Here is a 25,109-nt window from a genome sequence, read left to right as displayed (position 1 = left end):
TTTCCTATATTTAGTGGAATAATATATAGAATAAGGTGAAATTTTAGCATGCAAGCGATTGCGTATATTTCCATAAATTTGCTGAAATAACAACAAAAAAAGCCGAGAAACATTCAATTCCATGTTTCTACAGCTTCTTTTTTATTTATATTCTTTTTTATAGCGGTCAGCTTCTGCCTGATTAGCCCAGACATAGTGGCCAGGACGGATCTCAACCATGCTAGGTTGATCCACTGAGTAGTCATGCTGCTCTGGATCGTAAACCTTTAAGACCTTTTTGCGCTCCAAAATTGGGTCTGGAATCGGCACAGCAGACAAAAGGGACTGCGTATAAGGGTGGATAGGGTTGTTAAACAACTCTTCCGTCTCTGCCACCTCGACGATAACCCCTTTATAAATAACAGCGATTCGATCTGAAATAAAGCGAACTACAGATAGGTCGTGGGCGATAAAGAGATAGGTCAAGCCAAGTTCTTTTTGGAATTTTTTCAAAAGGTTCAAGACTTGCGCACGGACAGAAACGTCCAAGGCAGAGATTGGCTCATCCGCAATGACGAAATCTGGCTCCATGACTAAGGCACGAGCAATCCCAATCCGCTGGCGTTGACCACCAGAAAACTCGTGGGGATAGCGTGTCAAATGCTCAGCTAAAAGACCAACTTCACGAATGATATTCTTAACCTTTTGCTGACGGTCTTCTTCATTTTCAAAAAGATGATAGTTATAAAGACCTTCTGAAATGATATAGTCAACCGTAGCACGCTCATTCAAGCTAGCAGCTGGATCTTGGAAAATCATTTGAATCTTACGGATCAATTCAGCTTCCTCAGCTTTAGATTGCTTCCCGTTGATCTTTTTACCTTCGTATAAAATCTCACCTGCACTAGTATCGTTCAAGCCGATGATAGCACGGCCGATGGTTGTCTTCCCAGAACCAGATTCACCTACTAGGGAAAAAGTTTCTCCTTTATTGATAAAGAAATTCGCATTTTTTACAGCCACAAATTTCTTACTTCCTTCGCCGAAGGAAATTTCTAAATCTTTAATTTCAACTAATTTTTCAGTCATTTCCTTCCTCCTAAGCTTCTAAGTGATTGAAGCCCATTTTTGAACGAATTTTATCATGAAGATTTTCGATAATAGCTGGTTTCTCAACTCTTGGTGCATCTTCGTGCAAGAGCCAGGTCTTAGCCCAATGCGTATCGGAAACCTGAAAGGCAGGAGCCTTTTCTTCGAAATCGATAGCCATTGCATAGTCCGAACGAAGTGCAAAAGCATCCCCTTTAATGCTCGTATATAGCGATGGTGGTGTACCTGGGATCGAGTAAAGTTCACCATTTGCTTCAGCTAACTGAGGCAAGCTAGATAGCAGGCTCCATGTATATGGATGCTTTGGATCGTAGAAGATTTCTTCAACTGTTCCATATTCAACGATTTCACCAGCATACATAACTGCCACTTTATCGGCAATACTTGCTACAACACCAAGGTCGTGGGTGATAAAGACAGTCGTGAAATGGTATTCTGCCTGCAATGACTTGAGCAAGTCAATAATTTGGGCTTGAATCGTCACATCGAGGGCTGTTGTTGGTTCATCACAGATCAGAATATCTGGACGGCAAGCCAAGGCGATCGCGATAACAATCCGTTGGCGCATCCCACCAGAATATTGGAAGGGATACTCTTCAAAACGTTTTTCAGCGTCTGGAATTCCAACTTTAGTCATGTAGTCGATTGCCATTTCTTTGGCTTCTTTACTTGTTTTTCCTTGGTGTTTGATGATAACTTCGGTAATTTGACTTCCGATTGTATTAATCGGATCTAGACTAGTCATCGGATCTTGGAAAATAGTCGCAATTTTAGCACCACGGATGGGTTCCCAGTCTTTGTTGCTCTTTAGGGCAGTTAAATCAGTTCCTCGGTAATCAATCGTTCCTTGAGCTACACGGCCATTTTCTTCCAACATTCCAGTAAATGTTTTTGTCAAAACAGATTTACCAGAGCCAGATTCTCCAACTAGAGCCAGAACTTCACCTTCAACTAGGTCAAGGGAAACGCCTCGAATGGCGGTCAATACTCTGTCACGAACGTCAAATTCCACGACAATATCGCGAGCAGTCAATATTACATTTTTATTTTTTGTCATATTTACTCCTATCTATGTGTCCGTGGATCACTTGCATCGGCTAAATTTTGACCAACTACGAAGAAGGACAGGGATACCAAGATCAGGGTTGTCAATGGAATCCAGAAAAGGTAAGCATTAGTTGTTACGTTTTGTGAATAGTCGGAAATCAAGCGTCCCAAACTTGGTACTGTTACAGGAAGACCAAGCCCAAAGAAGGATAGGAATGCCTCGTAAGAGATAAAGCTTGGAAGCATTTGAGAAGTTGTCGTCACAATAACAGATACCAACTGGGGCATGATATTCTTGGTCACAATCTTATATGTTGGAGTTCCCAAGGTACGCGATGCCAAGTTATACTCCAAATCACGATAACGCATAATTTGAATACGGATCGTATAAGCAATCCCTACCCAGCCAGTGATGGTCATGGCAAAGATCAAGTTCCAGAAACCAGCACCGATAGAATAGGTCAAGACAATGACAATCAAGAGGGCTGGAATATTTGAAATGATATTGTAGACTTCCATCATGACACGGTCAACCGCTTTGGAAATTCCCCAGATAGCACCAATAATAATTCCGATAATCAGGTTAATGAGTGTTGCAATAATCGAAATCAGGATAGAATTCCGAGCACCAAACCAAACACCGTCAAACAAAGATTTACCATTACTGTCTGTACCAAACCAGTGTTCAGCATTTGGTTTGATATAACGCATACTAAAGTCATTTACCTTGCTGACATCATTGAAATCGAAATTCGAGAACATTGGATAAATGAAACTCATCAAAACGATGGCAACCAGAATTCCTAACATGATCGTCGTTGATTTCTTTTTCAAGAACTGGCGCATAACGGAGCGCCAGTATGAATAAGCCGGAGCATCAATCGTTTCAGAGGCAAAATCGTCACGTTTGACAAATTGGAATTTACTTTTATCAATTGTAGCCATTATTTACCTCCTTTAGATGTTAATTTAATACGTGGGTCAAGCATTGTCATCAAGATATCACCAACTAAGAGGGCAAAAATTGAAAGACAGGTGAAAATGAATACAAGACCAACCACCATTGAGTTATTTGATGCCTTAACAGAATCAATCAGCATTTTACCCATACCAGGAAAGGCGAAGACAGTTTCTGTCAGGGTCGCACCTGCAATAACACCAACGATAGAAGCTGGAATACTAGATACCAACGGCACCATCGCATTCTTGAAAATGTGCTTGTTCGAAATTTCTTTCTCAGAAAGACCTTTGGCACGGGCAAAGCGAACAAAGTCTTGGGACTGCAAGTCAATCATATAACGACGGATCCAGACAGCTGTCACAGGTGCGCTCAAAAGTCCAAGAATCAGAGATGGCAAAACATAGGAACGCCAGTCGCCTGCTCCCAAAATTGGGAAGGAATCTGGAAGTCCAATAGCTGAACCAGCCAAACGAACAATATAAACAAGAGCGATGGTTGGCAATGACATCATAAAGGTCAAGGCACCTGTTGAAATACTATCAAACCATGTATTTTTCAAACGAGCCATATAAGAACCAAGCGGAACAGCAATCAAATAAGAAAGCGCCACACCAATCAGACCAATAATAGATGAGCTGACAATCATCGATGGGTTTTGATAGTTATTCTTGGTTGCAGTGTAAGCATCTCCCTTGCCATATTTAGCAATATCCTGAGAGTCTGCCTTGCTTGGAGTCTTGTAGGTACGAGAGTAAATATCTACAGCAGAAGTTTTCTTACCTGTTGGGAATTGAACTTCTGACGATTTTGTTTGACCTTGTCCTTGGGAAATAACTTGTAGTACAGGCGTATTCGCATAAGTAGGGTAAGAATTTCCTAGGTTCAAACTAACAAAGTTTTGGTGAACAAATGGGAATTGGCCATTAAAATATAGAAGATATTTATGACGAGTACCCGAACCTACGACTGACCAACCAATGGCTGGGTCATTTTCGATACGGATGTAGCGCTTAAGATTTGGATTTTCATCATCTTGAATCACATTTGGATGATCAATCTGAATCAGATTAGCATAGAACTCGAGTACGCGCTCGTAAACTGGAACTTCACGAACAGCATAGAATTCTTTGCTTTCTTTGAATTGATACAATTTCCAACCTTTGCCAAGTTTTTCAACATAGGCTTCGTAGATTTTTTTATTCTCATCAGTTGCCTCAGTAGTTACAGATTTATTTTCCTTCTTGGCTTTTTCCTGCAACTCTTTTGTATCATAATAGTCAATATAACCCATCCGCTCATAGACTGTATTTTCATAGTTTGTCTTTTTATCTTCGGTTGTGGCTATCTTATTGTAGTTCGGATCTTGTTTGAAAATCAATCTTCTCGGAACCATTGTATAAATAATGGTATAGGTCAAGGTCGTTACCAAGAAAATCGACACAATTGAGCGTAAAATACGCATAAAAATGTATTTCTTCATTTATCGTTTCCTTTAAATTTCAAAAGAACTTTCTCTCGTTATTAGAGAAAGTTCTAGTGAACGATTTATTCTACATGACTTTCGAGATCTTTTTGTGCTTTCGCATTTGACTCTTCTTTTTCTTTCAGCCATTTCTTACGAGCTGCTTCGTAGTCTTTCTTCGTTACTACTTCATCTTTTACTTTAATACGTTTGAAGTAAGTAGAACTTGTCTTATTACCTGTTTGGGCATAAGAACCTGAGAATGGCTCGATACGTGAGATAAATGGTGCTGCACCAGGGTTTGCCATCAATGGGACAACAAGAGAGCTATCTGTCAACCAAGCCTGAGCTGCTGCATATTTTTCGTAACGAGTAACAACATCTGAAGTTTCTTTACCAGCTTCATCTACCAAGCGGTCATATTCATCTAGACCAACTTGCTTAGCGGCAGCATTGTCTGCTCCCTCAAAACCAAGGTAACTCTTTGTAGTTTCAGTTGATGTAGTTTTCAAAATATCCAAATAAGTTGATGGATCTTGATAGTCAGGGTTCCAACCAACAGCTGTTGAGATATCCCAGTCTTCGCCAGCAGCATTTGGTGCATAGTAAGTAATGTTGTAAAGATCATCTTCTGACATTTGTTGAATATCTACAACAACATTCTCAGTTCCCAAAGTCTTTTCAACAGATTGCTTAAGCGATTGCGCGCGGTTAACCATTGGCTTAGCAGTCTGAGCAACTGGGAGATCCAGATGAATTGGGAATTCTACTCCGTCAGCTTGTAGAGCCGCTTTTGCTTTGGCAAACTCTGCTTTTGCTTTCTCAGCATTAAAGAGGCCATCTTGACCGTCCTCAAGTTTAACACCTTTCCATTCGTCACCCAATGCAGCAACTTTCTCTTCTACAACGTCACCAAAAGATTTATCACCGGCTTGAACAAAAGTTGGTGGTACATAAGTATTACGGACAGCGTAAGGAGCACCCTCTTTACCATTGATCTGTGCTGAGTATGATGTGCGGTCGATAGCAAAGTTCAAGGCTTGACGGAAGTCTTTGTTCAGAATCGCTTTCTTAGTAGCAGACTTCTGAGCATCTGTTGTTTTACTTGTATGGTTGTAACTTTGACGATCAATATTGACACCCATAACAGCTACACCAGCACTTGGCGGTGTGAAAAAGATATTATCCTTGAAGTCTTTTTCTACTCCAGCATAGTTTGAGCTTGTAGGGTAGAGACGAGCTACTGTGTAGGCGCCGTCTTTAAAGTTACGAGCAAGGGCATCTTGGTCTTGTCCATCAAAGTAAGACAACTTGATAGTATCGACATGAACATTTTCTTTATCCCAGTAGTTTTCATTCTTTTGATATTCAACAGCAGACTTAGCAGTGATAGACTTCATCAAGAATGGTCCATTGTAAAGGATAGAAGATGGGTCAGTAGATTGACCAAATTTGTCCCCTTGTTTCTTAAGGAATTCAGCATTAACTGGCCAAAGAACTTGTGAAGTTGTCTTTGAATTCCACTGTGGTTCAGGTTGGTTCAAAGTATATTGGAGAGTGTGGTCGTCAACTGCCTTAACTCCAACAGTAGAGAAGTCAGGTGTTTTACCATTTACGTAGTCATCCAAGCCTTTTACAGAATGTTGAACAAGATAAAGGGCTTCAGATTTCTTATCAGCAGCATGCTTGAGGCCCGTCACAAAGTCCTGAGCTGTCACATCGCCGTATTCTTCACCTTCTGAAGTGTACCATTTAGCGTCTTTACGGATTTTATAGGTATAAGTCAAACCATCCTTAGAAACAGTCCAAGACTCTGCAATAGACGGTACAAAATTACCATATTGGTCATTTTCCAACAAACCATCCACACCGTTAGTCACGAGGTCAGCTGTTGAAGCCTTACCAGATGTCACATAGTCCAATGTTTCTGGTTCAGCAGTATAGACATAATTATAAGCTTTTGCTGCGCTGTTTCCTTTTGATGAACCAGAACAAGCAGCTAAAACGCCTACTGAAAGAAGGCTAACCCCAGCTAAAGCTAATACTTTGCTTTTTTTCATACGAATTCTCCAATTTTGTTTTTTTAGGTTTACTTAGGATTATAGCACAAGAAAGGAAAAAAGTAAACTAAATTTTCTGAATATTATGGTAGCCATGCAATGACTCTACTCTATTACTCGTGTTCATTTTCCACTGCTATTCTAAGAAAAACTTAGCAAGTCTATAGACTTATTTAATAGAAGGGTAGTATAGTCCGGATCATCCTTGAGTTCTTTGATGGAAGTCTGAACCAACTCCAAATCATCTGTAATCATCCCATCCACTCCTAAGCGAAAGGATTTGACGATGCTATCCTCATCATTAATGGTCCAGTCATAGAGACGTTTGTCGGATTGCCAGAGTTTATTGACAAAATTTTCATCCAAGGTTGAATACTCCATGGTGTAGCCAGAAGCCTTAGTTCGTGGAAAAATTGTATTATAAGGCAAGATAAAAAAGCTGGGGATAGAAGAGTCATATTTGACAACCTGATCGATGACTTGGTAGTCCAAAGACTGAATCTGGTGTTGATAAACCTTGATTTTGGCACCATACTTGCTCAAGAATCGCTCCATCATATTCTTGGAGTCTTTCTTGCTGGTCTTGATTTCTATCAAGAGGCGCTGGCCGAGTTGATTGGCACGAGTAAAGTAATCATCAAAGCTAGAAATCTTAGCCCGATAGCCATTTTCTGAAATCTCTAGTGAAGTTAAGTCGGCCAAGGTTAAGTCTTGAGGTTGGGCATCAAGACCTGCCAACTGCTTCAGGTTTGCGTCATGCATCATGACAAATTGCCCATCCTTGGTTTCCTGCACATCCATTTCTACCAAGTCAGGCTTGAGCAAGGCTGTTTTTTCCAGCGCTTCTACGGTATTTTGGATTCCATTTTCCCTCGAAACCCCTCTATGGGAAATCGTAATCGGAACGTTCTCCAAAGGGAAATTTAGATAGACATAACCTTCTAATGAAAAGCTTAAGCTGGCAATAGTCAGAACAAACCAACGCATTAGAGACAGGCCTTTTTTCGTTGGATAGTCATTTAAGGTACGATCTGTCAGGAAGGAGACAAATTTGAGAAGGAAATAGGACAACATAGCATAATAGGCAAACTTAATCAGGACAAAAGCTACAATACCGCTAAAGAGGACAACCTCATTTGGTTGAGTGTTCGCGTATCGCTGTCCCAGTATAGCTGGAGCTGAGAGAAAAGTATAAAGCAGAAAGCTTTTGATAATAATCCAAAAAAGATGCTTAGTGTAAAAGAAAAGGCGGTTTTTGGTCTTGGCCAGACTAAAGCGAATTGCCTGAGGAACTGTGGCATGTTCAAAAAAGAGCTGTGGTAGGGCAAACATTAGTCGTACTGCCACTAGAAGCATGCCGACCACAAGAAGTCCCATGAAAACAGAGAACACAATATTATTTGCCAAATAGGTGACAATAAAATCCGGAACCAAAATTTTATTGAGATAGTATATTTTCAAAATTTGGCGCAAAAAAGGAAAAAGAAAGCCCATATAAAGTACGATAAAGAGCATTTTCCCTGGACCAGCCTTCTTGACAATAGCAAAACTATCCCTGAATGTTTTTCCAAGAAAAGCGAATACCGGTCGATTTTCTTTATCCAAGAGATTGCGAATCCCCATGAAAATCATGCCGCTCTGGAAATAGGCTACAAAGAGATTGACCACAACGAGGACTAGAAAACCTAGACCGACCAGCCAATTAGAGCTGAGGACTGCCCAGACATTATTGTAAGACAAAAAGAGATAGCCTGTCTGTTTGAGCAGGTATTCTGCTGCGTAGGAATTAAAGGGAATCCAAGCATACTCCATCATCATAAAGACCATGAAAAAGAGAACTAGGATCTTGTCTAAATTATGATAAAAGCGCTTAAAGCTAAGTTTTTCTGGTTTCATCTTATTTTCTTCTTTCAAAAATTTAGGCGAAAAAGGGATAGGCAAACTCTAACGAAAACTGAATGGCTCCTGAAAATCTGCGTTTGGCAGTTTCTCCGCCTTATCTCTACTCTTTCTTTGAAAAATAAATCTCAGCTTTTCAACTGAGATTTTCTTTCTTATTTACCAAATAAACGGGCGAAAAATCCTTTGTTTTCCTGCTTTTGCACCTTCTCCTTGGCTTCATCCAGTTCCAAAAGAAGGGTTTCCCGCTCGCTCATAGCCTTGGCTGTCAACTGCTGCTGCTGGTCTAGCTGCTTATCTTTTTCAGCAATCTGCACGTCCTTGACACGGAGTTGTTCGTCTTTCTTAGCCAGCTGGTTATCTTTAGCCTTGAGTTGCTCATAAAGGCGCAAAATCTCAGCATTTTTTTCATCCACTAAGATTTCCATCAACTCGCGCTGTTTGACTTCTTCGCTGACTGGCTCATCTTCAAAAATGGTCTTTTTATAAATTTCTTCTAGCTTAATCAGGCCACTGCGGGTCACGACTGTGACCCCTTTTTCATTTTTTTCTGTATCTTCTGGCGGCAGAGCCTTGACACGATTATTGATTGCCTGACGGCTGACTCCTAAAATCTCGGCCAGCTCGCTGACTGTCTTTTCAATTGCCATAATTTCCTCTGAAACTTTTTCTAGATATAGTTACCTAAATCTTATCATATCAAGGCTTAACTGTCAAATAAAGCAAAAAAGTGAAACAATATATTGTTCCACTTTCCTAATCTTCTATAGTTCAACTTGAAAGATTTCCAAGCGCTGCATTTCTTCTTCTGTCAAGCGTCGCCATTGGCCCAGTTCCAGACTTGGATCTAGCTGCAGAGGCCCCATAGACAAGCGCTGAAGGTCGGTGACTTCCTTCCCACAAGCTAGAACCATCCGCTTCACCTGATGAAACTTACCTTCTGAGAGCGTGATACGAACCAGACTGGTCTGTGCTCCTCCATTTCTTTCGATAATTTCGAGCTGGGCAGGCTGACAAGTGAAGTCTTTAAGCTCGATTCCTTGAGCAAAACGCTCAACATCTGCCTGATCCATCAGACCGGCAACCTGTGCCTGATAAACCTTAGCCACATGGCGCTTGGGGGACAGCATAGCATGCGATAGCTGACCATTATTGGTTAAAAGCAGGAGCCCATGCGTATCCACATCTAAGCGCCCCACAGGAAAGACTTCTTTTTGACGGGCAGTATCGTCCAATAAATCTAAAACTGTTCGATGTCGGTCATCTTCAGTAGCAGAAATGACACCCTTAGGTTTATTTAAGAGGTAGTAGACAAACTTTTCATATACCAGGGGCTGACCATCCACCACAATCTGATCCGACCGCTCATCAATCTGTGTCTTGGCCGACGTGACCGCTGCTCCATTGACCCAGACTTGACCTTTTTTCAATAGTTGCTTGACTTGACTGCGCGAGCCAAGTCCACTTTCCACTAAAAATTTATCCAGACGCATATTCTTCTCCTAAGCAGACTTTTTCTTGAGAATGCCGAATGCCAGCACTGCCATTAAAACCATCAGGCTTCCCAAAACGCCAAAAATAAAGGAAGCTTGGCTTGAAAATTGACTAATCAAAGACAAGAAAAAGGTTGTAGCAGTCGCTCCAGCACTGCAGCCTAAAATCACAATCGAGGTTGCTTGATTCAAGGATTTACTAGGGATTCTCTCGGAAAGAATATGGAAAATCGCTGTTAGACTGACACTATAAACAAAGCCAGAAGCGATGGTAACCACACTCAAGAGCAAGAGATTAGGTGCCAAACCAATCATGATCGCAGTAAGACCAAAGACCACTCCTGCAACTGTCAATAAATTTTCCTTGAAATAATGAAGAAGAGGTGCAAAGGACAAGCCTGCGGCAATACCAATCAACTGCATGGTTGAAAGAATCAAACCTGCTGTCTGAACATTCCCCATACCAGACTTTTCAACCAGTCCGGGCACGCGCACGTTGATGACCACATTCGTCAAGACAATCACCGCTGCTACTAGGGCTAGGCCGATTGTCAGAAACCACTGTGCAGCTGTCAGACCCTTTCCTTCCTGATGAGCCTCATGATGCTTCTCCTCCTTGCCATAGGGAACAAAGAGCAGGTAGAGGGCTAGAACGATCAAACCCGACGCATAGACCAAGAAAGAAATTTCCCAGCCAAAGCGAAGCAACTGGCTCACTCCAAGCGTCAGGAGGGCTGTCCCAACAACTTCAGCCGATCCACGCAGACCTAAGGTCTGAATCCGTTCCTTGCCCTCATAACGCTCACTGATAATCGAGATGGCCTTAGCATTGAGCAAACCAACTCCCATACCAAAGATCAGGCGCGAGGCAAAAATCACCCAATATTCCTTATTCACGAGAGGAACAAAGCCGCAAAGAGCGAAAATCAAGAGCCCTGTCACAATCATCTTTCGTTCCGATAAATATTTCTCCACTAGGCCATTTAAAACTAGCATGAGCATAATCCCAGCCGATGGGAGAGAAATCAGCAGTTCAATCCAGCTTTCCGGCAGGTCTTTATAAAAAGCAAACATAGCCGATTGGGCACTGGAAATCGAAAAGGAGGTCGTCAACACTAAAGAAAGTGAGAGAATACTCACTTTTTCCATAAACTTTTTCATTCTATTTTCCTTTAAAAATCACACTCATTCTATCATACAGCTTTTTAGAAAAAGACGCAATCATCTTTTCTTGAAAAATTAGCCATTAAAAAGAGTATTCTTTCGAAAATTTTCTCGCCTAATAAAAGGACAAGCCCTTTCTTTATTTCTGGCGGGATTTGTGTTATGATGAAAGAAAGAAAAAGGAGAGAATCATGTCTGTTAGTGAAAAAAAATCGGTTATGGATAAATTAACCAAGGCAGCTCATTTGATTGATATGAGCGATATTATTCGCGAGGGAAATCCTACCTTGCGTGCGGTGGCTGAGGAAGTCAGCTTTCCCCTATCTGATCAGGAAATCATTTTAGGTGAGAAAATGATGCAGTTTTTGAAACATTCTCAAGATCCTGTCATGGCGGAAAAAATGGGGCTCCGTGGCGGAGTAGGTCTAGCAGCGCCTCAGCTGGATATTTCTAAGCGGATTATCGCTGTACTGGTGCCAAATCTGGAGGACGAAGAAGGAAATCCGCCTAAAGAAGCCTACTCACTAGCTCAGGTCATGTACAATCCTAAAGTTGTTGCCCACTCTGTGCAAGATGCTGCTCTAGCTGATGGAGAAGGCTGCCTTTCCGTCGACCGAGAGGTACCAGGCTATGTTGTGCGTCATGCACGAGTGACCGTGGATTACTTTGACAAGGACGGTCAAAAACACCGCATCAAACTCAAAGGCTACAATTCTATCGTGGTTCAACACGAGATCGACCACATCAACGGCATCATGTTTTACGATCGTATCAATGAAAAAGATCCATTCGCAGTGAAAGACGGCATGCTGGTACTGGAATAAACGATCATATATTGCAATCAAAAATACCTAGACGTTTTCACGTCTAGGTATTTCTTTTACACTATCCTAAGTACCTCGATCCCAGAAAAGAGCCAAAAGGATCACAGCGCCCAAGACTGAGGGAAGAATAGCTGTGTCCGCTAACATTGGTCCCCAGTGGCCGAAAAGCAATTGCCCAAGCCATGAACCAAACCAGCCCAAGAGGATTTTTCCGATACAGCCCATACGTTCCCCGCGGCTGGTGATAGCCCCAGCCATGAGACCAATAATAAAACCGACAAACATACTACCAATCATATAGGATCCTTCTTTCTATGTTTCTAAGAATACTTTTCAAGAAGCAGGTGGGAGCTGACAGATTAAAAGTGCCCGTCAAAACAACTTAAAATCTTAGATTGCCCAGTCTCCATTGCGGAAGATTGGCACACGGCTACCATCTTCGCGGATACCATCGATATCCATCTGGTTAGAGCCAATCATAAAGTCCACGTGAACATCTGAACGATTCAGTCCTGCAGCTTCAAGTTCTTCTTCGCTCATCTCTGCCCCACCAACAACGCTGGTCGCATAGGCTGCACCGATAGCCAAGTGGTTTGAAGCATTCTCATCAAAAAGGGTGTTAAAGAAGGTAATGCCTGACTGAGAAATCGGGCTTGGATCTGGTACTAAGGCACATTCACCCAAGGCACGCGCACCCGCATTTTCAAAGACAAGGTCTTTCATGACCTGATCACCCTTTTCAGCAGTAATGTCTACGATTTGACCATCCTTGAAGGTTACTTTAATGCCTTCGATGATATTTCCGTTGTAGCTAAGTGGTTTTGTAGAGGTTACATAGCCATCTGCACGACGGAAGTCAGGAGCCGTAAAGACTTCTTCTGTTGGCATATTTGGTAAGAATCCTTCTCCCTGTGCGTTGATGGCACCGGCTGATTCCCAAACGTGGTTCTTTGGCAAGCCAAGTGTCAAATCAGTTCCTGGCGCTGTGTAGTGAAGGGCTGAGAATTGTTCTTTATTGAGCATTTCTGCCTTGCTCTTAAGGATAGCAGCATGCTCTTCCCAAGCTTTAACAGGATCTTCTTCGTAGACACGGCAAGTTTTGAAGATTTGGTCCCAAAGGAGATCGACTGCTTCTTCATCGCTCGCAGCATTTGGAAAGACCTTCTTAGCCCACTCAAGTCCAGCAGCGGCTGCTACAGTCCAGCTAACCTTGTTGGATTGAGTTGCGATGCGCATTGGCTTCATAGCAAGTCCCATCGCTTTAGCAGAAGCTGAAAGCTTGTCAGCATCCACACCATTCAAAGCCCCCGGATCAGATGAACGAACGCCCAAGCGGCTGGCTTTGTTCTCCAAGAGATAGTTCATCTCAGCAATCTTGTATTCTGGCACATTGTCCAAACGATCCATTGGTGCATGGAGGAATTTCTCACGGTTGATGACATCATCTGTCCACTGAACGATAACCTCATGCGCACCCAAGGCATAAGCTTCTTTCACGATCAAATGCGCCAACTCACGCTGCTCCACATCAATATTGAGCGCCACTGTGTGACCCGGTTGCACATTAATTCCATTCGCAACCAACAATTTCGCATATTTTTCTAGATTTTCTTTAAAATTTGGCAGAACCATTCTGCTTCTCCTTTTCTTTCGTTATTTCTCTTTAAACAGGGACAGCAGGCTAACCGCTGTCACCTTACCGCAAATCAAAGCGGTCATTTTCAAAATCGTATCTGGATCAAACTCCAGCTGGTAATCAAACACCTTTTGCGCTGGCTTATCCTGAGCGGAAATAGTCAATTTCATAAAAACCTCTTTCTATATTTTAGAAAAACTCATCAAACAAACTCAGCTGGTTATCCTCTGGCATATTGCCGAGAATACCCATATCGTCCATTTTTTCAACTAGGGTGCTAGAGAGGCCGCCACGTTTGCGGAGCTCCGTCTTAGAAAGGAATTCACCTTCTTCCCGCGCTCTAACTAATTGGCGGGCAACGTTGTCACCCAGACCATCCATAGTAGAGAAAGGCGGGATAAGGGTGTCCCCTTCGATGAGAAACTCCGTCGCATGGCTCTTGTAAAGATCTAGCTTGCCGAATTTGAAGCCCCGCTCCAGCATTTCATTGACGATTTCCAGAGTCGTATAAAGGTCAATTTCTACATTGGAAGCTTCGTTGTTCTTGCGCTTTTCAGCGATTTCGCTCATCCGGCGTTTGACGGCATCAAGGCCACCACTCATAGTCTTGATATCAAAGGCCTTAGCCCGGATGGAGAAATAAGCACAATAGTAATAAATCGGATGATGCACCTTGAAGTAGGCCACCCGCAGAGCCATCATAACGTAGGCCGCCGCATGGGCCTTAGGGAACATGTACTTGATCTTTCCACAGGACTCGATGTACCATTCTGGCACATTATTTTCCTTCATGGCTGCGATATAGCCGTTGCGCTCTTCTTCAGAAATCTTCAGCCAGAGGCCCTTCCGCACGCGCTCCATGATCGTAAAGGCCATCTTAGGATCCAAGCCCTTGTGCATGAGGTAAACCATGATGTCGTCCCGACAGCCGATTACGGTGGACAGGTCAGCAATCCCTTGCTTGATCAAGTCTTGAGCATTGCCCAGCCAAACGTCCGTACCATGAGAGAGACCAGATAGCTGTAAGAGTTCGGCAAAGGTTGTCGGATGGGTCTCATCAACCATTCCCCGTACAAAGTTGGTCCCAAACTCCGGAATCCCCAACATACCAGTCGGCGTGCCGATTTGCTCCTCAGTCACACCCAGAATGTCTGTTCCAGAAAAGAGGGCCATGACACCGGCATCATCCATAGGAATATCATTAGGATCAATGCCAGACAAGTCCTGAAGCTTCCGGATCATGGTCGGATCATCGTGTCCCAGAACATCAAGCTTGAGGACATTTTCATCGATATCGTGGAAGTTAAAATGGGTGGTCTGCCACTCGGCCGTCACATCATCAGCTGGATATTGGACCGGTGTAAAGTCATAAACATCCATGTAGTTAGGGATAACAACGATTCCGCCCGGGTGTTGTCCAGTCGTCCGCTTGACTCCAGCAGCTCCCTGTGCCAGACGCTCAACTTCTGCGTCCCGGTAGAACTTCCCGTAGTCGCGCTCATAGCCTTTGACAAATCCATAAGCCGTCTTAGCCGCAACGGTACCAACGGTTCCAGCCCGAAAGGCATACTCCTCACCAAAGATGTCCCGCACGTCCAAATGGGCGCTCGGCTGATCCTCTCCAGAGAAGTTCAAGTCAATATCGGGCACCTTGTCCCCGTCAAATCCAAGGAAGGTCTCAAAAGGAATATCTTGCCCATTTTTGCTAAGTTTGTGGCCACACTTTGGACAGTCCTTATCCGGCATATCAAAGCCAGAACCATAAGATCCATCCGTGATGAACTCGCTGTATTGGCATTTGCCACAGACATAGTGGGGCGACAAAGGATTAACCTCGGTAATCCCAATCATGGTCGCAACAAAGCTGGATCCGACAGACCCCCGCGAACCTACCAGATAGCCCCGCTCATTGGAGCGCTGCACTAGCATCTGAGAAGCCAGATAAATCACGGCAAAGCCATTCCCCAAGATGGAGGTCAGCTCTTTTTCGATCCGCAAGTCTACGATATCTGGCAACGGATTGCCATAAATCTCAAAAGCTTTTTGATAGGTCAGCTCGGCAACTGTCTCCTCGGCCTTGTCAATGAAAGGCGTATAGAGGTCGCCCTTGACTACCTCGACCGGCTCAAAGGTCTCCGCCAGCTGATTCGGATTGGTGATGACCAGTTTCTTAGCCAAATCCTCGCCTAGAAAGGCAAATTCATCCAGCATCTCATTGGTGGTCCGGAAGTGAGCCTTAGGAAGCGGAGCCGGCTGGGCATTTTCACCGTGGCCAATAGTCCGGTTAATCATGGCTCCCTGACCCAGACTGCGGACGATAATCTCCCGATAGATTTCTTCTTCCGGCTCAATATAGTGGACATTCCCCGTCGCAAGGACAGGCTTGCCCAAGCGATCTCCGACCTCAATCAGATTGCGAATAATGGTCTGCAACTCTTCCTGGTCCTTGATCTGCTCCTTGGCAATCAGTGGCTCATAGATAGCTGGTGGCATGACCTCGATAAAGTCATAATATTTGGCTACTTCGACAGCTGCATCCACCCCCTGAGAGACAACGGCGTCATAGACTTCACCTTCTGAACAGGCTGAGCCTAAAATCAGTCCTTCACGATGGGCATCCAGCACGGTCCGTGGAATCCGCGGGACACCTTCGAAATACTTGGTATTGGACAGACTGACTAGTTTGAAAATATTCTTGAGCCCCGTCTGATTTTTCACATAAATGGTCGCATGTTTGACCCGAGCTTTCTTGTAAGAATTCTCATCGACCAGATCCGTATTCAAATCCTTGAGATTGCTCACACCATGCTTTTCAGCCACATCCTTGATAAAGATAAAGAGGAGGCGGCCCGTCGCTTCCGCGTCATAGTTGGCCATGTGGTGGTGCTCCAGAGCAATCTGGAAACGCTTGGTCAAAGGCCCCAGACCATGACGCTTGTATTCTGGATAGAGGTTGCGGGCAAATTCCAGCGTGTCAATGACCGGCTGGGTAATTTTCGGCAGGCCATGACGCTCATAGTTGACATTCATAAAGCCCACGTCAAAGGTAGCATTATGGGCAACGAGGACACTGTCCTGACAAAATTCCTGAAATTCTTTCAGAACTTGCTCAAGCGGTTTAGCATTGCGGACATGCTCATCAGTAATCCCAGTCAAGTCCGTCGTAAAGGCTGAAAGAGGATGCCCAGGATTGATAAACTCATCAAACTCAGCGATGATATTGCCCTTGTGCATCTTGCTGGCAGCAACTTGAATCAAGTCATTGTAAACAGCCGAAAGGCCTGTCGTTTCCACGTCAAAGACTACATAGGTCGCATCGCTCAGCTCCATGTCCACTTCATTGTAGACGATGGGCACCCGGTCTTCTACAATATTGGCCTCCATACCGTAAATCAGCTGGATACCAGCTTTTTTGGCAGCCTTGTAGCCATGGGGAAAACTCTGCACATTGCCATGGTCGGTAATGGCGACAGCCTTATGGCCCCACTTGGCTGCTGTTGCAACGATTTCCTCTACTTCAGGCAGGGCGTCCATAGTAGACATATTGGTATGGGCGTGAAACTCGACCCGCTTCTGCCCCTCAGGCATCAAGTCCTTGCGCTCATAGTGGGTAACTTCCTGGACATCCTGCACATTCATCGTCAGGTCGCGGGTGAAGTTGTTCATCTCCACATTTCCCCGCACGCGCAGCCAGGCGCCTTTCTTAATCATGTCAAACTTCTTGGCTTCTTCCTCGTTTTTCATCCATTTCTGCAAAGAAAAGCTAGAAGTATAGTCTGTCATCTTGAAGTTGAGCAAGACCCGACCGGTCCGCGTGACCTTCTGCTCTAGATCAAAGACCATTCCCTCAAAGACCAGACGGTTTTCCTCAGTCTGAACTTCGATCATAGGAGTAATCTCTGCCTTGTCCAGATTTGGCTTTGCTGCAGCCTTGCGAGCTTGGAAATCATAAGTCGGTTTTTCTTCTGGCGGTGGGGCCATCTGTTGCAGAGATTCCATGGCTTTGAGCGCTTCTTCATTGGCCGCTTGGACAATCTTGTCATTCTCCGCCTGGAAATTCTCCGCTTGCTGTTGGGTCAGCTCATCGCTGTGCTGAACTTGACAGGTCAGATGAGGAAAACCATACTTGACCAGCTGGCGACTGAGGTTGGGCAGGTGATTCTTGCGAAAATGCTCCGTATCGATGGTCGAAGCCCCCTCAATCAGCAGCTTGTCCCCATCCAAATGAACCCGCAAATCCTGATACAGGCTCTTGAAGCCATGACTGGCACATGGACCTTCCTCGAAGGCCAGCCGGTAATAAGCCTGCAAGAGCTCATCCGATACATGGGGAGCCTGACAGTGAATTTCAAAAATAGCTTGATTGCCCGTCTTAGAAAACTCTTGAGCTAAGCGCTTCTGCAATTCTCGAAAAATCTCAATGGGCAGAATATTCGCAAAAGAAAAATGAAACTCCCAGACCCGACTGACCTTGTGGACCAGAACTTTCTCAATTTCTGCATTCAAAAAGGCCTCTGAATTTCTCATCTCCAGTGGCATATCTAGCTGATTCATTAAAATTTCAAACTTGTTTGACATGACATTTCCTCGTACAGTAGTGACCTTATTTTACCATAAATCAGCACTTTTTTCGACAGAAAAAGAGCGGAGTAAAGCTGTTAATGTCTATATATTTATATGTTTTCTTGTCTTAAAACTAAGTTATGCTATAATAGAAAAAACATTTATCAAAAGGAGTCTTAATTGTGAAGAAAATTTTACTAGCTAGCGCCTGTCTGCTGGCTTTGACTGCCTGCAGCATGCCTAAGCAAACTAAGCACGAAAACAAACCCAACCAAAGTCAGAGCCAAAGCAAGCCAAAAAAAGAAGAGAAAGTAAAAACCAAGACTTTTGCTTACAACATGCCTAACGGATACAATAATAAAATTGTCGCTTATTATCAAAAAGATAGGATTCGAGCCTTCGATTTTATGGCTACGAAACCGACTCAAGAGGACGAGCAAAGTAAGAGTCCTGAAGAAATCAGCAACATTTATCAAGAAGAATTAAAAGCTGGTGACTTTTATGATAAATTCAGCAAGTTAGATGGAGTCACACTTGAAGTCAAAGTTTCAGAGGACAAGAAAACCGTTGCACAAGTTGCCCACTTTGATCTCAGCAAAGCAAAAGAAAAACAAGTCATGGCTGCTTTAGGGGAAACAACTAAAGATAACCTATTCAAAAAGCTTAAGGAAAAGCCCGAAGATTTCTTTGCTTTTCTGCTATCTCAAGGATTCACAGAAGAATGAAATCTTTTCTGACTTATTTTTAACTTTAGAAACTATTCTGTCTTGCTAGCCAACTCCTTAGTTCGCCAGCAAGAAAAAAACTTAGGAAATATTTTTTAGAGTAAGCTATTGGCTTTCACTTCTCCAATAGCATGATTTTCAAGGAGTTTTTATGCGCTTAACTAAAAAAACTGTTTTTATTGGTATCGCTTCTCTTCTTATTTTGGGCTTAGCTGCATGGGGAGTAAATGTATTTCTCGTCATGAACAACGCTCAGCAAAGTTTTGATAAAAATTTTATTCACTTTCAAGCTAAAAGTGATGACAACGAAACTTTTATTACTCAAGGCATCGGAAAAAAAGAAGCCTATAATTTATCCTACTCTCCTACTAAGAAGACCATTGAAATAAGCAAATCGACTAAAAATGGAGATATCTATTCTTCCGATTCCATTTACGGAGCAGTAAAAATCTATGATATAAAACAAAACGCTAATCGCTATGTCTTTATAACAGCTGCAAAACCAATAATCGTTGACTTTGGAATAACTTCAGTCAAGGTAACTTATGACGGAGGTCATTTTGAAACTCCATACTCTGAGCTGCATTTTGGTGAATCTTTCCCTAGTGAAGACAACTAGATAGGAAATATTCCAGATCGTCAATCTTTATTTATGAACTAACCAAGCTAATAAGCTATGGTTAGTTTTTGTTTACAAAAAAAGCGGTTGAAACCGCTTTTTATCTCAATACTGCTTCTGCCAGCGCTTTTTGGATGGCAATGACACTTTTATCACTTCGGAAGGTTAGGGTTTCAGCTGGTTCCTCAGCACTGGAAACCCAGATTTTCAGCTCAGCGTCTAGGTCAAAGTGGCCAGCCGTTTCCACCGAAAAGCGAGAAATGGAGCGATAAGGATAAGACTTATAAGCCGTTTTCTTGCCTGTCACTCCCTGCTTGTCCACCAAAATCAAACGCTTATCTGTAAAGACAATCAAGTCGCGAATGAGGCTGAAAGCCAGCTCCACATTTTCTGCTGGCGTCAAAATGTTCTCCAACTCTCTTTCTGTTTTTTCAATATCCTTCTGAGAAGCATTGCCCAATAAACCACTGAATAATCCCATCATTCATTCCTCCAATCCATTTTCCCCCTACTATAGCATTTTCAAGGCCAATAAGCAAAAGAAAACTGCCAGACAAAACTGGCAGTTGATTTTATTTTGTCAAAATAGACAGAGTTTCCAGCAGATTATCAGCGTGGACTTCAATGGTATCGCCCGTAGCCTTAATCTTGACTTCGACGATGCCTTCTGCGGCTTTCTTACCAACTGTCACACGGATTGGGAGACCAATCAAATCGCTGTCGCTAAACTTAACACCAGCGCGCTCATTGCGATCATCCACCAAGACTTCATAACCAGCACTTAGCAAGTTAGCCTCGATTTGGTCAGTTAGAGCCAGAGCTTCCTCGTCCTTGACATTGACCGGAATCAAGTGCACATCAAATGGTGCCAGCTCTTTCGGGAAGTTGATTCCCCAAGCATAGCGGAATTCACCCTTAGGAGTTTTATTGACAAAGAGGCGGGCATGCTGCTCCATAACAGCGGACAGGAGACGGCTGACACCGATACCGTAACAACCCATGATCATCGGTACTGCTCGGCCATTTTCATCCAAGACATTGGCATTCATACTGTCAGAGTAGCGAGTTCCCAGCTTGAAGATATGTCCAATCTCAATCCCACGGGCAAACTTGAGGACACCTTGGCCGTCTGGCGAAATTTCACCCTCACGAACCTCACGGATATCCACATACTCAGCGGTAAAGTCACGACCTGGATTGACACCAGTCAGGTGGTAGCCATCTTCATTGGCTCCTGCCACAGCATTAGAAAGGTCTTGGACTCTACGATCTGCGATAATAGTTACATCTTCTGGCAGATTGACTGGCCCTAGTGAGCCAAAGCCTGCGCCTAGGAGCTGACGAACATCCTCTTCACTAGAGACTTCAAAGAAATCTGCACCCAAGTGGTTTTTCAGCTTGACTTCGTTGAGTTGGTCATTGCCGACAAGGAGCGCTACGACAGGCTTTTCATCAGCCATGTAAACCAAGGTCTTGATTGTTTCTTCTGTATCAATTTGTAGGAAAGCTGCTACCTCATCAATGGTCTTGCAGTCAGGAGTTTCTACCCGCACCAACTCTGCTTCCGTCACTACCTTTTTGTTTGGTTTGTAAGCATTGGTTGCCATTTCAAGGTTGGCTGCATAGCTAGATTCGCTAGAGTAAGCAATCGTATCTTCCCCAGACACCATCCATTTGAGCAATTCTGCCTTGATTTCTTCTTGCACCTCTGCAGGAATTTCATCAAATGAGGCAACTGACTTGTCCAAAACCACCCAACGGTCAAGATCTGTACGAGCAGGTGTGATAGCCATAAATTCCTGACTATCCTTACCCCCCATAGCGCCACCGTCACCGATAATGGCTTTGAAATCTAGTTCGCTGCGAGTGAAGATTTTCTCATAAGCAGATTTGTACTCATCATAAGTTACATCCAAACTATCATAGTTAGCATGGAAGCTATAGCCATCTTTCATGATGAATTCACGGGTACGAAGAAGTCCATTACGTGGACGCTTTTCGTCGCGGTACTTAGGTTGGATTTGATAGAGGTTGAGCGGCAATTGCTTGTATGATTTAACAGAGTCACGGACAATGGAAGTGAAGGTCTCTTCGTGTGTCGGACCTAGGATAAAGTCTGATTTTTCACGATTTTTTAGCTTGTAGAGGTCTTCACCGTAGGTCTCGTAACGACCTGACTCACGCCAGAGGTCCGCACTAAGCAGGGCTGGCGCCAGCATTTCAACCGCACCAATCTTATCAAACTCTTCCCGCATGATTTTTTTAGCTTTTTCAATAACACGGTTAGCCAGTGGCAGATAAGAATACACTCCCGCAGAAACTTGGCGAACATAGCCAGCCCGCAACATAAGGGCATGGCTGATAACCTGAGCATCGCTTGGCATTTCGCGCAGCGTTGGGATTAGCATTTTACTTTGTTTCATAAAAACAAAACTCCTTCATAGAATATTTTTCAATCTTTTAAAATGTTAGAAGAACAATTTCATAATATCATTCCAAGTCACAGCAATCATCAAGATAACCATGACCGCCACTCCAGCAAGGGTCAAGTAGGTCTCTACCTCCTGCTTGAGCGGTTTTCTACGAACCAGCTCGATCAAATTGATCAAGATTTTCCCACCATCCAAGGCCGGAATAGGGATCAAGTTAAAGATTCCAATATTGATGGACAACATGGCCATCAAGGATAGAATAGCTGGAAGTCCAAGCTCCGCGGCTTGCGAACTCGCTTTGTAGATCGCTACCGGACCACCCAACTTGTTCAAACTAAAGTGGAAGATGATATCCTTCAAGGCCGTTAAGATACGACTTGCTGTGTACCAAGTATCTGTCACACCTGACAGAAGCTTATCGAAAAAGCCCGTCTTGACAGCGTTGGTCACACCGAGATAATAGCGTCCACCATCTTCTTCTGGTTGGACCGTCACTTTTTGAGTCTTTCCATCTCGTTCATAGGTAATCATTACTTCTGGATTTTTTCCTTGGTTACGGGTTGCCTTCTGGACAGAATCTGTCAACTCATCCCAATTGGAAACCTTGTATTCATTGACCTGAACGATCTGGTCATTGTCTTTCAAACCAGCCTTAGCCACCACTCCTTGAGGAACGACCTGAACATGATTGCTATAGTAGTCCACTGCTCCTCCTCGCATAAAGGCTAGGAGAGAGTAGACGACAATGCTCAGGATAAAGTTGTTCATGGGACCTGCAAAATTGGTGATAAGGCGTCCCCAAATAGTCGCATTTTGATACTGAACATCCAGCGGAGCAATCCGAACTTCCGTTCCGTCTTCCTCAACAATAGTCGCATCGTGATCGACAGAATAAGTCTTTGTCTCATCCAAGACCAGCCCTGTAAGCTCCAGCTTTTCTTCAAAATCAAAACTGGTCACATTCATAGGCAGAGCCGTCTGATCAATTTTCTTGCCAGACAGATTGATGCGTACGACTTTTCCATCTTCATTCAAGGTCAGACTAGCTGGCGTACCTGTTTTGATTTCTGTCGAATCCTCTCCCCAGCCAGCCATGCGGACATAGCCACCTAGCGGCAGAATTCGAATCGTATAGGCTGTTCCATCCTTGCCAATATGGGCAAAGATTTTCGGGCCCATCCCAATGGCAAACTCACGAACTAGAATGCCTGATTTTTTGGCAAAGTAGAAATGTCCAAACTCATGAACCACCACAATGATCCCAAAAATAATAATAAATGTAATAATCTGCATAAGTCTAATCTTTCTCTTAAGATTGTTCATTAAGCCAAGAAGGCTTTCGGCTGCTTGGCCACCAAACTCCTTAGAACAGGCCAAAGAGGTGCATCAGTGGAAAGACAAAAAGCAAGCTATCAAAGCGATCCAAAACGCCGCCGTGCCCAGGAATAAACTTCCCTGAGTCTTTCACACCAAAGTGACGCTTGATGGCGCTCTCTACCAAGTCGCCGAATTGACCAGCAATACTAAAGACAACTGTCAAGAGCAGCATGGTCACAAAACTATATGGAGTGGCAACTTGCGGACGAACAGACATAAAAATCGCCGAAACCAACACCGCTGAGATAATGCCTCCTAAACTGCCTTCAATGGTTTTATTTGGCGATATCTTTGGCAGTAATTTTCTCCGTCCGTAGCGGGTACCAACCAGATAGGCCCCACTGTCTGTCGCCCAGACGATAAAGAGAGCCAGCAAAACCTTGTCCACATTCACCAAACGGGCATCGATCAAAGCATTAAAACCTAGACCGACATAAAAACTAGAAGCAATCGGATAAGCCGCATCTTCAAAACTATAAGAGGAACCTAAAACAGTCGCTCCTAGCAAGACAAAAACAACCAAGCCATAAGCCATCACATTGCCGTCCACGGGCAAAAACTTCAAGTAATTTTCAAGTGGCAGGGTCAAGACGAAAGCTGCCAGCATAGCCAATCCGCCCTCTAAGGTCGCTGTCGGAAGCCCCTTCATCTTAAGCAATTCATGCACTGCTAGCATAGCTAGAAGGCCAACACTGATCTGGAAGGGAATCCCTCCCATCTTCACTAGAGGAATAAAAATTGCTAGAGCAATTCCTCCAAAAAGAAGACGTCTTTGTAAATCTAAACTCATCTTTTTCTCCCTCCTTTATACACCGCCAAAGCGTCGATTGCGACGATTATACTCTACAACCGCATCCTTCAAAGCCCTCTCATCGAAATCCGGCCAAAGGATATCTGTAAAATACAACTCGCTATAAGCTGTCTGCCAAGGCAGGAAATTGCTAAGGCGCAGCTCGCCACTCGTACGAATAACCAAGTCAGGATCCCGTAAACTTGCAGGCAAACTGCTGGTATAGAGGTAATCTCCAAGCATTTCCTCTGTAATATCTGCTGGCTGAACTTTCGCATCTAAAACATCTTGGGCAAGCTTCTGAACCGCTTGATTGATTTCAGCTCGGCCGCCATAGTTCAGGGCGAAATTCAAAATCAACCCCGTATTCAAGCGAGTCAGCTCCTCAGCCTTCTCCAAGGCCTCAAAGGTTGCTTTAGGAAGTCGCTTCGTGTCGCCAATCATTTGAATTTTTACATTGTTTCTGTGTAATTCTGGCACATAGCGGTCATAAAACTCAACCGGCAAATTCATAATGAAGGACACTTCTTTTTCTGGTCGCGTCCAGTTTTCCGTTGAAAAGGCATAGACTGTCAAGACCTGCACACCCATCTCCTTAGCTGCAATCGTCACTTCTTGCAAGGCTTCCATACCTGCCTTATGTCCAAAGACGCGCGGCTGCATACGTTTTTTAGCCCAACGACCATTGCCATCCATGATAATGCCTATATGCTTGGGAACAAGCAAGGCCTCATCGAGCTTTTCTTTTTTCTTAAAACTAAACATATTTTTTATCCTATTTAAAGTTTTATCATTTCATTATATCATAAATCCTTTAAATGTGGGCAGGAGAGCTGATTTTTCGTCTATCAGAGCTGATGATGAATAGCTGGTAGTATATGCAGGCAGGTTTCGCTTGTATCGCACAACTATAATATTGTAAAAGATGAGTTTACAATATGTCCTTAAAATAAAAAAGACAGCCTCTA

The 25,109-nt window shown here is 43.6% G+C and carries 21 protein-coding genes; 3 read left to right on the top strand and 18 right to left on the bottom strand.

The features are described from left to right. Positions 1–141 precede the first annotated feature (141 nt). From PAN94_RS02690 to PAN94_RS02650, 9 genes are all read right to left on the bottom strand, one after another. Positions 142–1,068, bottom strand: a complete 927-nt coding sequence (locus tag PAN94_RS02690; RefSeq protein WP_125388162.1) for an ATP-binding cassette domain-containing protein — start codon at positions 1,066–1,068, stop codon at positions 142–144. Between the two features lie 10 nt (positions 1,069–1,078). Then, positions 1,079–2,146 (bottom strand): ABC transporter ATP-binding protein, encoded by a 1,068-nt coding sequence (locus PAN94_RS02685; RefSeq protein WP_005591881.1) that lies wholly within the window; start codon positions 2,144–2,146, stop codon positions 1,079–1,081. A gap of 8 nt (positions 2,147–2,154) precedes the next feature. Continuing rightward, entirely contained in the window at positions 2,155–3,081 is a 927-nt protein-coding gene (oppC, locus tag PAN94_RS02680) for an oligopeptide ABC transporter permease OppC (RefSeq protein ID WP_125379790.1), read from the bottom strand. Next, complete coding sequence (locus PAN94_RS02675; protein ID WP_285874472.1) at positions 3,081–4,577, bottom strand: ABC transporter permease; 1,497 nt, start codon at positions 4,575–4,577, stop codon at positions 3,081–3,083. The genes oppC and PAN94_RS02675 overlap by 1 nt, the downstream gene beginning before the upstream one ends. A 65-nt stretch (positions 4,578–4,642) precedes the next feature. Continuing rightward, positions 4,643–6,619: a peptide ABC transporter substrate-binding protein gene (locus tag PAN94_RS02670; protein ID WP_125372421.1), complete on the bottom strand. Its 1,977-nt coding sequence runs from the start codon at positions 6,617–6,619 to the stop codon at positions 4,643–4,645. Positions 6,620–6,760: 141 nt separating this feature from the next. Continuing rightward, a complete protein-coding gene (locus tag PAN94_RS02665; protein ID WP_285874471.1) occupies positions 6,761–8,515 on the bottom strand; it encodes a glycerophosphodiester phosphodiesterase in 1,755 nt (584 codons plus the stop codon). Between the two features lie 158 nt (positions 8,516–8,673). Beyond that, positions 8,674–9,168, bottom strand: coding sequence for a DUF536 domain-containing protein (locus tag PAN94_RS02660; protein WP_005591876.1), 495 nt, complete (start codon positions 9,166–9,168; stop codon positions 8,674–8,676). Between the two features lie 114 nt (positions 9,169–9,282). Then, positions 9,283–10,011 (bottom strand): pseudouridine synthase, encoded by a 729-nt coding sequence (locus PAN94_RS02655; protein ID WP_285874469.1) that lies wholly within the window; start codon positions 10,009–10,011, stop codon positions 9,283–9,285. A 9-nt stretch (positions 10,012–10,020) separates the two neighbouring features. Next, on the bottom strand, positions 10,021–11,172 hold the full coding sequence (locus PAN94_RS02650) for an MFS transporter (RefSeq protein ID WP_285874468.1): 1,152 nt from the start codon (positions 11,170–11,172) through the stop codon (positions 10,021–10,023). Positions 11,173–11,366: 194 nt separating this feature from the next. Between PAN94_RS02650 and def the strand changes: the two genes are divergently transcribed. Further along, positions 11,367–11,999, top strand: a complete 633-nt coding sequence (def, locus tag PAN94_RS02645; protein ID WP_005591873.1) for a peptide deformylase — start codon at positions 11,367–11,369, stop codon at positions 11,997–11,999. A gap of 66 nt (positions 12,000–12,065) precedes the next feature. On the opposite strand, the gene PAN94_RS02640 is transcribed toward def, so the two are convergent. The 4 genes from PAN94_RS02640 to PAN94_RS02625 form a co-directional block, all read right to left on the bottom strand. Continuing rightward, complete coding sequence (locus PAN94_RS02640; RefSeq protein WP_005591872.1) at positions 12,066–12,296, bottom strand: GlsB/YeaQ/YmgE family stress response membrane protein; 231 nt, start codon at positions 12,294–12,296, stop codon at positions 12,066–12,068. A gap of 93 nt (positions 12,297–12,389) precedes the next feature. Then, positions 12,390–13,631, bottom strand: a complete 1,242-nt coding sequence (locus tag PAN94_RS02635) for an aminopeptidase (protein WP_285874466.1) — start codon at positions 13,629–13,631, stop codon at positions 12,390–12,392. A gap of 21 nt (positions 13,632–13,652) precedes the next feature. Next, positions 13,653–13,805, bottom strand: coding sequence for a hypothetical protein (locus tag PAN94_RS02630; RefSeq protein WP_285874465.1), 153 nt, complete (start codon positions 13,803–13,805; stop codon positions 13,653–13,655). Between the two features lie 19 nt (positions 13,806–13,824). Next, positions 13,825–18,213 carry a PolC-type DNA polymerase III gene (locus tag PAN94_RS02625; RefSeq protein ID WP_285874464.1) on the bottom strand — a complete coding sequence of 1,463 codons (4,389 nt, stop codon included), beginning with the start codon at positions 18,211–18,213 and terminating at the stop codon, positions 13,825–13,827. Positions 18,214–18,380: 167 nt separating this feature from the next. Between PAN94_RS02625 and PAN94_RS02620 the strand changes: the two genes are divergently transcribed. Together PAN94_RS02620 and PAN94_RS02615 are read left to right on the top strand one after the other, a co-directional pair. After that, positions 18,381–18,923 (top strand): DUF1307 domain-containing protein, encoded by a 543-nt coding sequence (locus PAN94_RS02620; RefSeq protein WP_285874463.1) that lies wholly within the window; start codon positions 18,381–18,383, stop codon positions 18,921–18,923. Positions 18,924–19,074: 151 nt separating this feature from the next. Further along, positions 19,075–19,542: a hypothetical protein gene (locus PAN94_RS02615; RefSeq protein WP_048792198.1), complete on the top strand. Its 468-nt coding sequence runs from the start codon at positions 19,075–19,077 to the stop codon at positions 19,540–19,542. Positions 19,543–19,642: 100 nt separating this feature from the next. On the opposite strand, the gene PAN94_RS02610 is transcribed toward PAN94_RS02615, so the two are convergent. The 5 genes from PAN94_RS02610 to uppS form a co-directional block, all read right to left on the bottom strand. Next, a complete protein-coding gene (locus PAN94_RS02610) occupies positions 19,643–20,026 on the bottom strand; it encodes a PH domain-containing protein (RefSeq protein WP_185760303.1) in 384 nt (127 codons plus the stop codon). Positions 20,027–20,114: 88 nt separating this feature from the next. Further along, entirely contained in the window at positions 20,115–21,965 is a 1,851-nt protein-coding gene (locus PAN94_RS02605; RefSeq protein WP_285874461.1) for a proline--tRNA ligase, read from the bottom strand. A 45-nt stretch (positions 21,966–22,010) separates the two neighbouring features. Further along, positions 22,011–23,267: an RIP metalloprotease RseP gene (gene rseP, locus PAN94_RS02600; RefSeq protein WP_285874459.1), complete on the bottom strand. Its 1,257-nt coding sequence runs from the start codon at positions 23,265–23,267 to the stop codon at positions 22,011–22,013. A 70-nt stretch (positions 23,268–23,337) separates the two neighbouring features. Further along, positions 23,338–24,141 carry a phosphatidate cytidylyltransferase gene (locus tag PAN94_RS02595; RefSeq protein ID WP_045500860.1) on the bottom strand — a complete coding sequence of 268 codons (804 nt, stop codon included), beginning with the start codon at positions 24,139–24,141 and terminating at the stop codon, positions 23,338–23,340. Positions 24,142–24,156: 15 nt separating this feature from the next. Further along, positions 24,157–24,906 carry an undecaprenyl pyrophosphate synthase gene (gene uppS, locus PAN94_RS02590; protein WP_045500858.1) on the bottom strand — a complete coding sequence of 250 codons (750 nt, stop codon included), beginning with the start codon at positions 24,904–24,906 and terminating at the stop codon, positions 24,157–24,159. Positions 24,907–25,109: the final 203 nt, after the last annotated feature.

It is taken from the genome of Streptococcus sp. SC1 (genome assembly GCF_030272855.1).
Taxonomy (GTDB): domain Bacteria; phylum Bacillota; class Bacilli; order Lactobacillales; family Streptococcaceae; genus Streptococcus.
The sequence above is the reverse complement of the archived record's forward strand: the minus strand, read 5'-3'. Positions and strand labels throughout refer to the sequence as shown.

What these genes read in the sequence shown, in the direction of transcription:
- PAN94_RS02615 (WP_048792198.1), top strand. Translation starts at nt 19,075, where the DNA reads ATGCGCTTAACTAAAAAAACTGTTTTTATTGGTATCGCTTCTCTTCTT.
- PAN94_RS02635 (WP_285874466.1), bottom strand. Translation starts at nt 13,631, where the DNA reads ATGGTTCTGCCAAATTTTAAAGAAAATCTAGAAAAATATGCGAAATTG.
- PAN94_RS02605 (WP_285874461.1), bottom strand. Translation starts at nt 21,965, where the DNA reads ATGAAACAAAGTAAAATGCTAATCCCAACGCTGCGCGAAATGCCAAGC.
- PAN94_RS02630 (WP_285874465.1), bottom strand. Translation starts at nt 13,805, where the DNA reads ATGAAATTGACTATTTCCGCTCAGGATAAGCCAGCGCAAAAGGTGTTT.
- PAN94_RS02665 (WP_285874471.1), bottom strand. Translation starts at nt 8,515, where the DNA reads ATGAAACCAGAAAAACTTAGCTTTAAGCGCTTTTATCATAATTTAGAC.
- PAN94_RS02650 (WP_285874468.1), bottom strand. Translation starts at nt 11,172, where the DNA reads ATGAAAAAGTTTATGGAAAAAGTGAGTATTCTCTCACTTTCTTTAGTG.
- PAN94_RS02685 (WP_005591881.1), bottom strand. Translation starts at nt 2,146, where the DNA reads ATGACAAAAAATAAAAATGTAATATTGACTGCTCGCGATATTGTCGTG.
- PAN94_RS02670 (WP_125372421.1), bottom strand. Translation starts at nt 6,619, where the DNA reads ATGAAAAAAAGCAAAGTATTAGCTTTAGCTGGGGTTAGCCTTCTTTCA.
- oppC (WP_125379790.1), bottom strand. Translation starts at nt 3,081, where the DNA reads ATGGCTACAATTGATAAAAGTAAATTCCAATTTGTCAAACGTGACGAT.
- PAN94_RS02655 (WP_285874469.1), bottom strand. Translation starts at nt 10,011, where the DNA reads ATGCGTCTGGATAAATTTTTAGTGGAAAGTGGACTTGGCTCGCGCAGT.
- rseP (WP_285874459.1), bottom strand. Translation starts at nt 23,267, where the DNA reads ATGCAGATTATTACATTTATTATTATTTTTGGGATCATTGTGGTGGTT.
- PAN94_RS02640 (WP_005591872.1), bottom strand. Translation starts at nt 12,296, where the DNA reads ATGATTGGTAGTATGTTTGTCGGTTTTATTATTGGTCTCATGGCTGGG.
- PAN94_RS02610 (WP_185760303.1), bottom strand. Translation starts at nt 20,026, where the DNA reads ATGATGGGATTATTCAGTGGTTTATTGGGCAATGCTTCTCAGAAGGAT.
- uppS (WP_045500858.1), bottom strand. Translation starts at nt 24,906, where the DNA reads ATGTTTAGTTTTAAGAAAAAAGAAAAGCTCGATGAGGCCTTGCTTGTT.
- PAN94_RS02675 (WP_285874472.1), bottom strand. Translation starts at nt 4,577, where the DNA reads ATGAAGAAATACATTTTTATGCGTATTTTACGCTCAATTGTGTCGATT.
- PAN94_RS02625 (WP_285874464.1), bottom strand. Translation starts at nt 18,213, where the DNA reads ATGTCAAACAAGTTTGAAATTTTAATGAATCAGCTAGATATGCCACTG.
- PAN94_RS02660 (WP_005591876.1), bottom strand. Translation starts at nt 9,168, where the DNA reads ATGGCAATTGAAAAGACAGTCAGCGAGCTGGCCGAGATTTTAGGAGTC.
- PAN94_RS02595 (WP_045500860.1), bottom strand. Translation starts at nt 24,141, where the DNA reads ATGAGTTTAGATTTACAAAGACGTCTTCTTTTTGGAGGAATTGCTCTA.
- PAN94_RS02690 (WP_125388162.1), bottom strand. Translation starts at nt 1,068, where the DNA reads ATGACTGAAAAATTAGTTGAAATTAAAGATTTAGAAATTTCCTTCGGC.
- def (WP_005591873.1), top strand. Translation starts at nt 11,367, where the DNA reads ATGTCTGTTAGTGAAAAAAAATCGGTTATGGATAAATTAACCAAGGCA.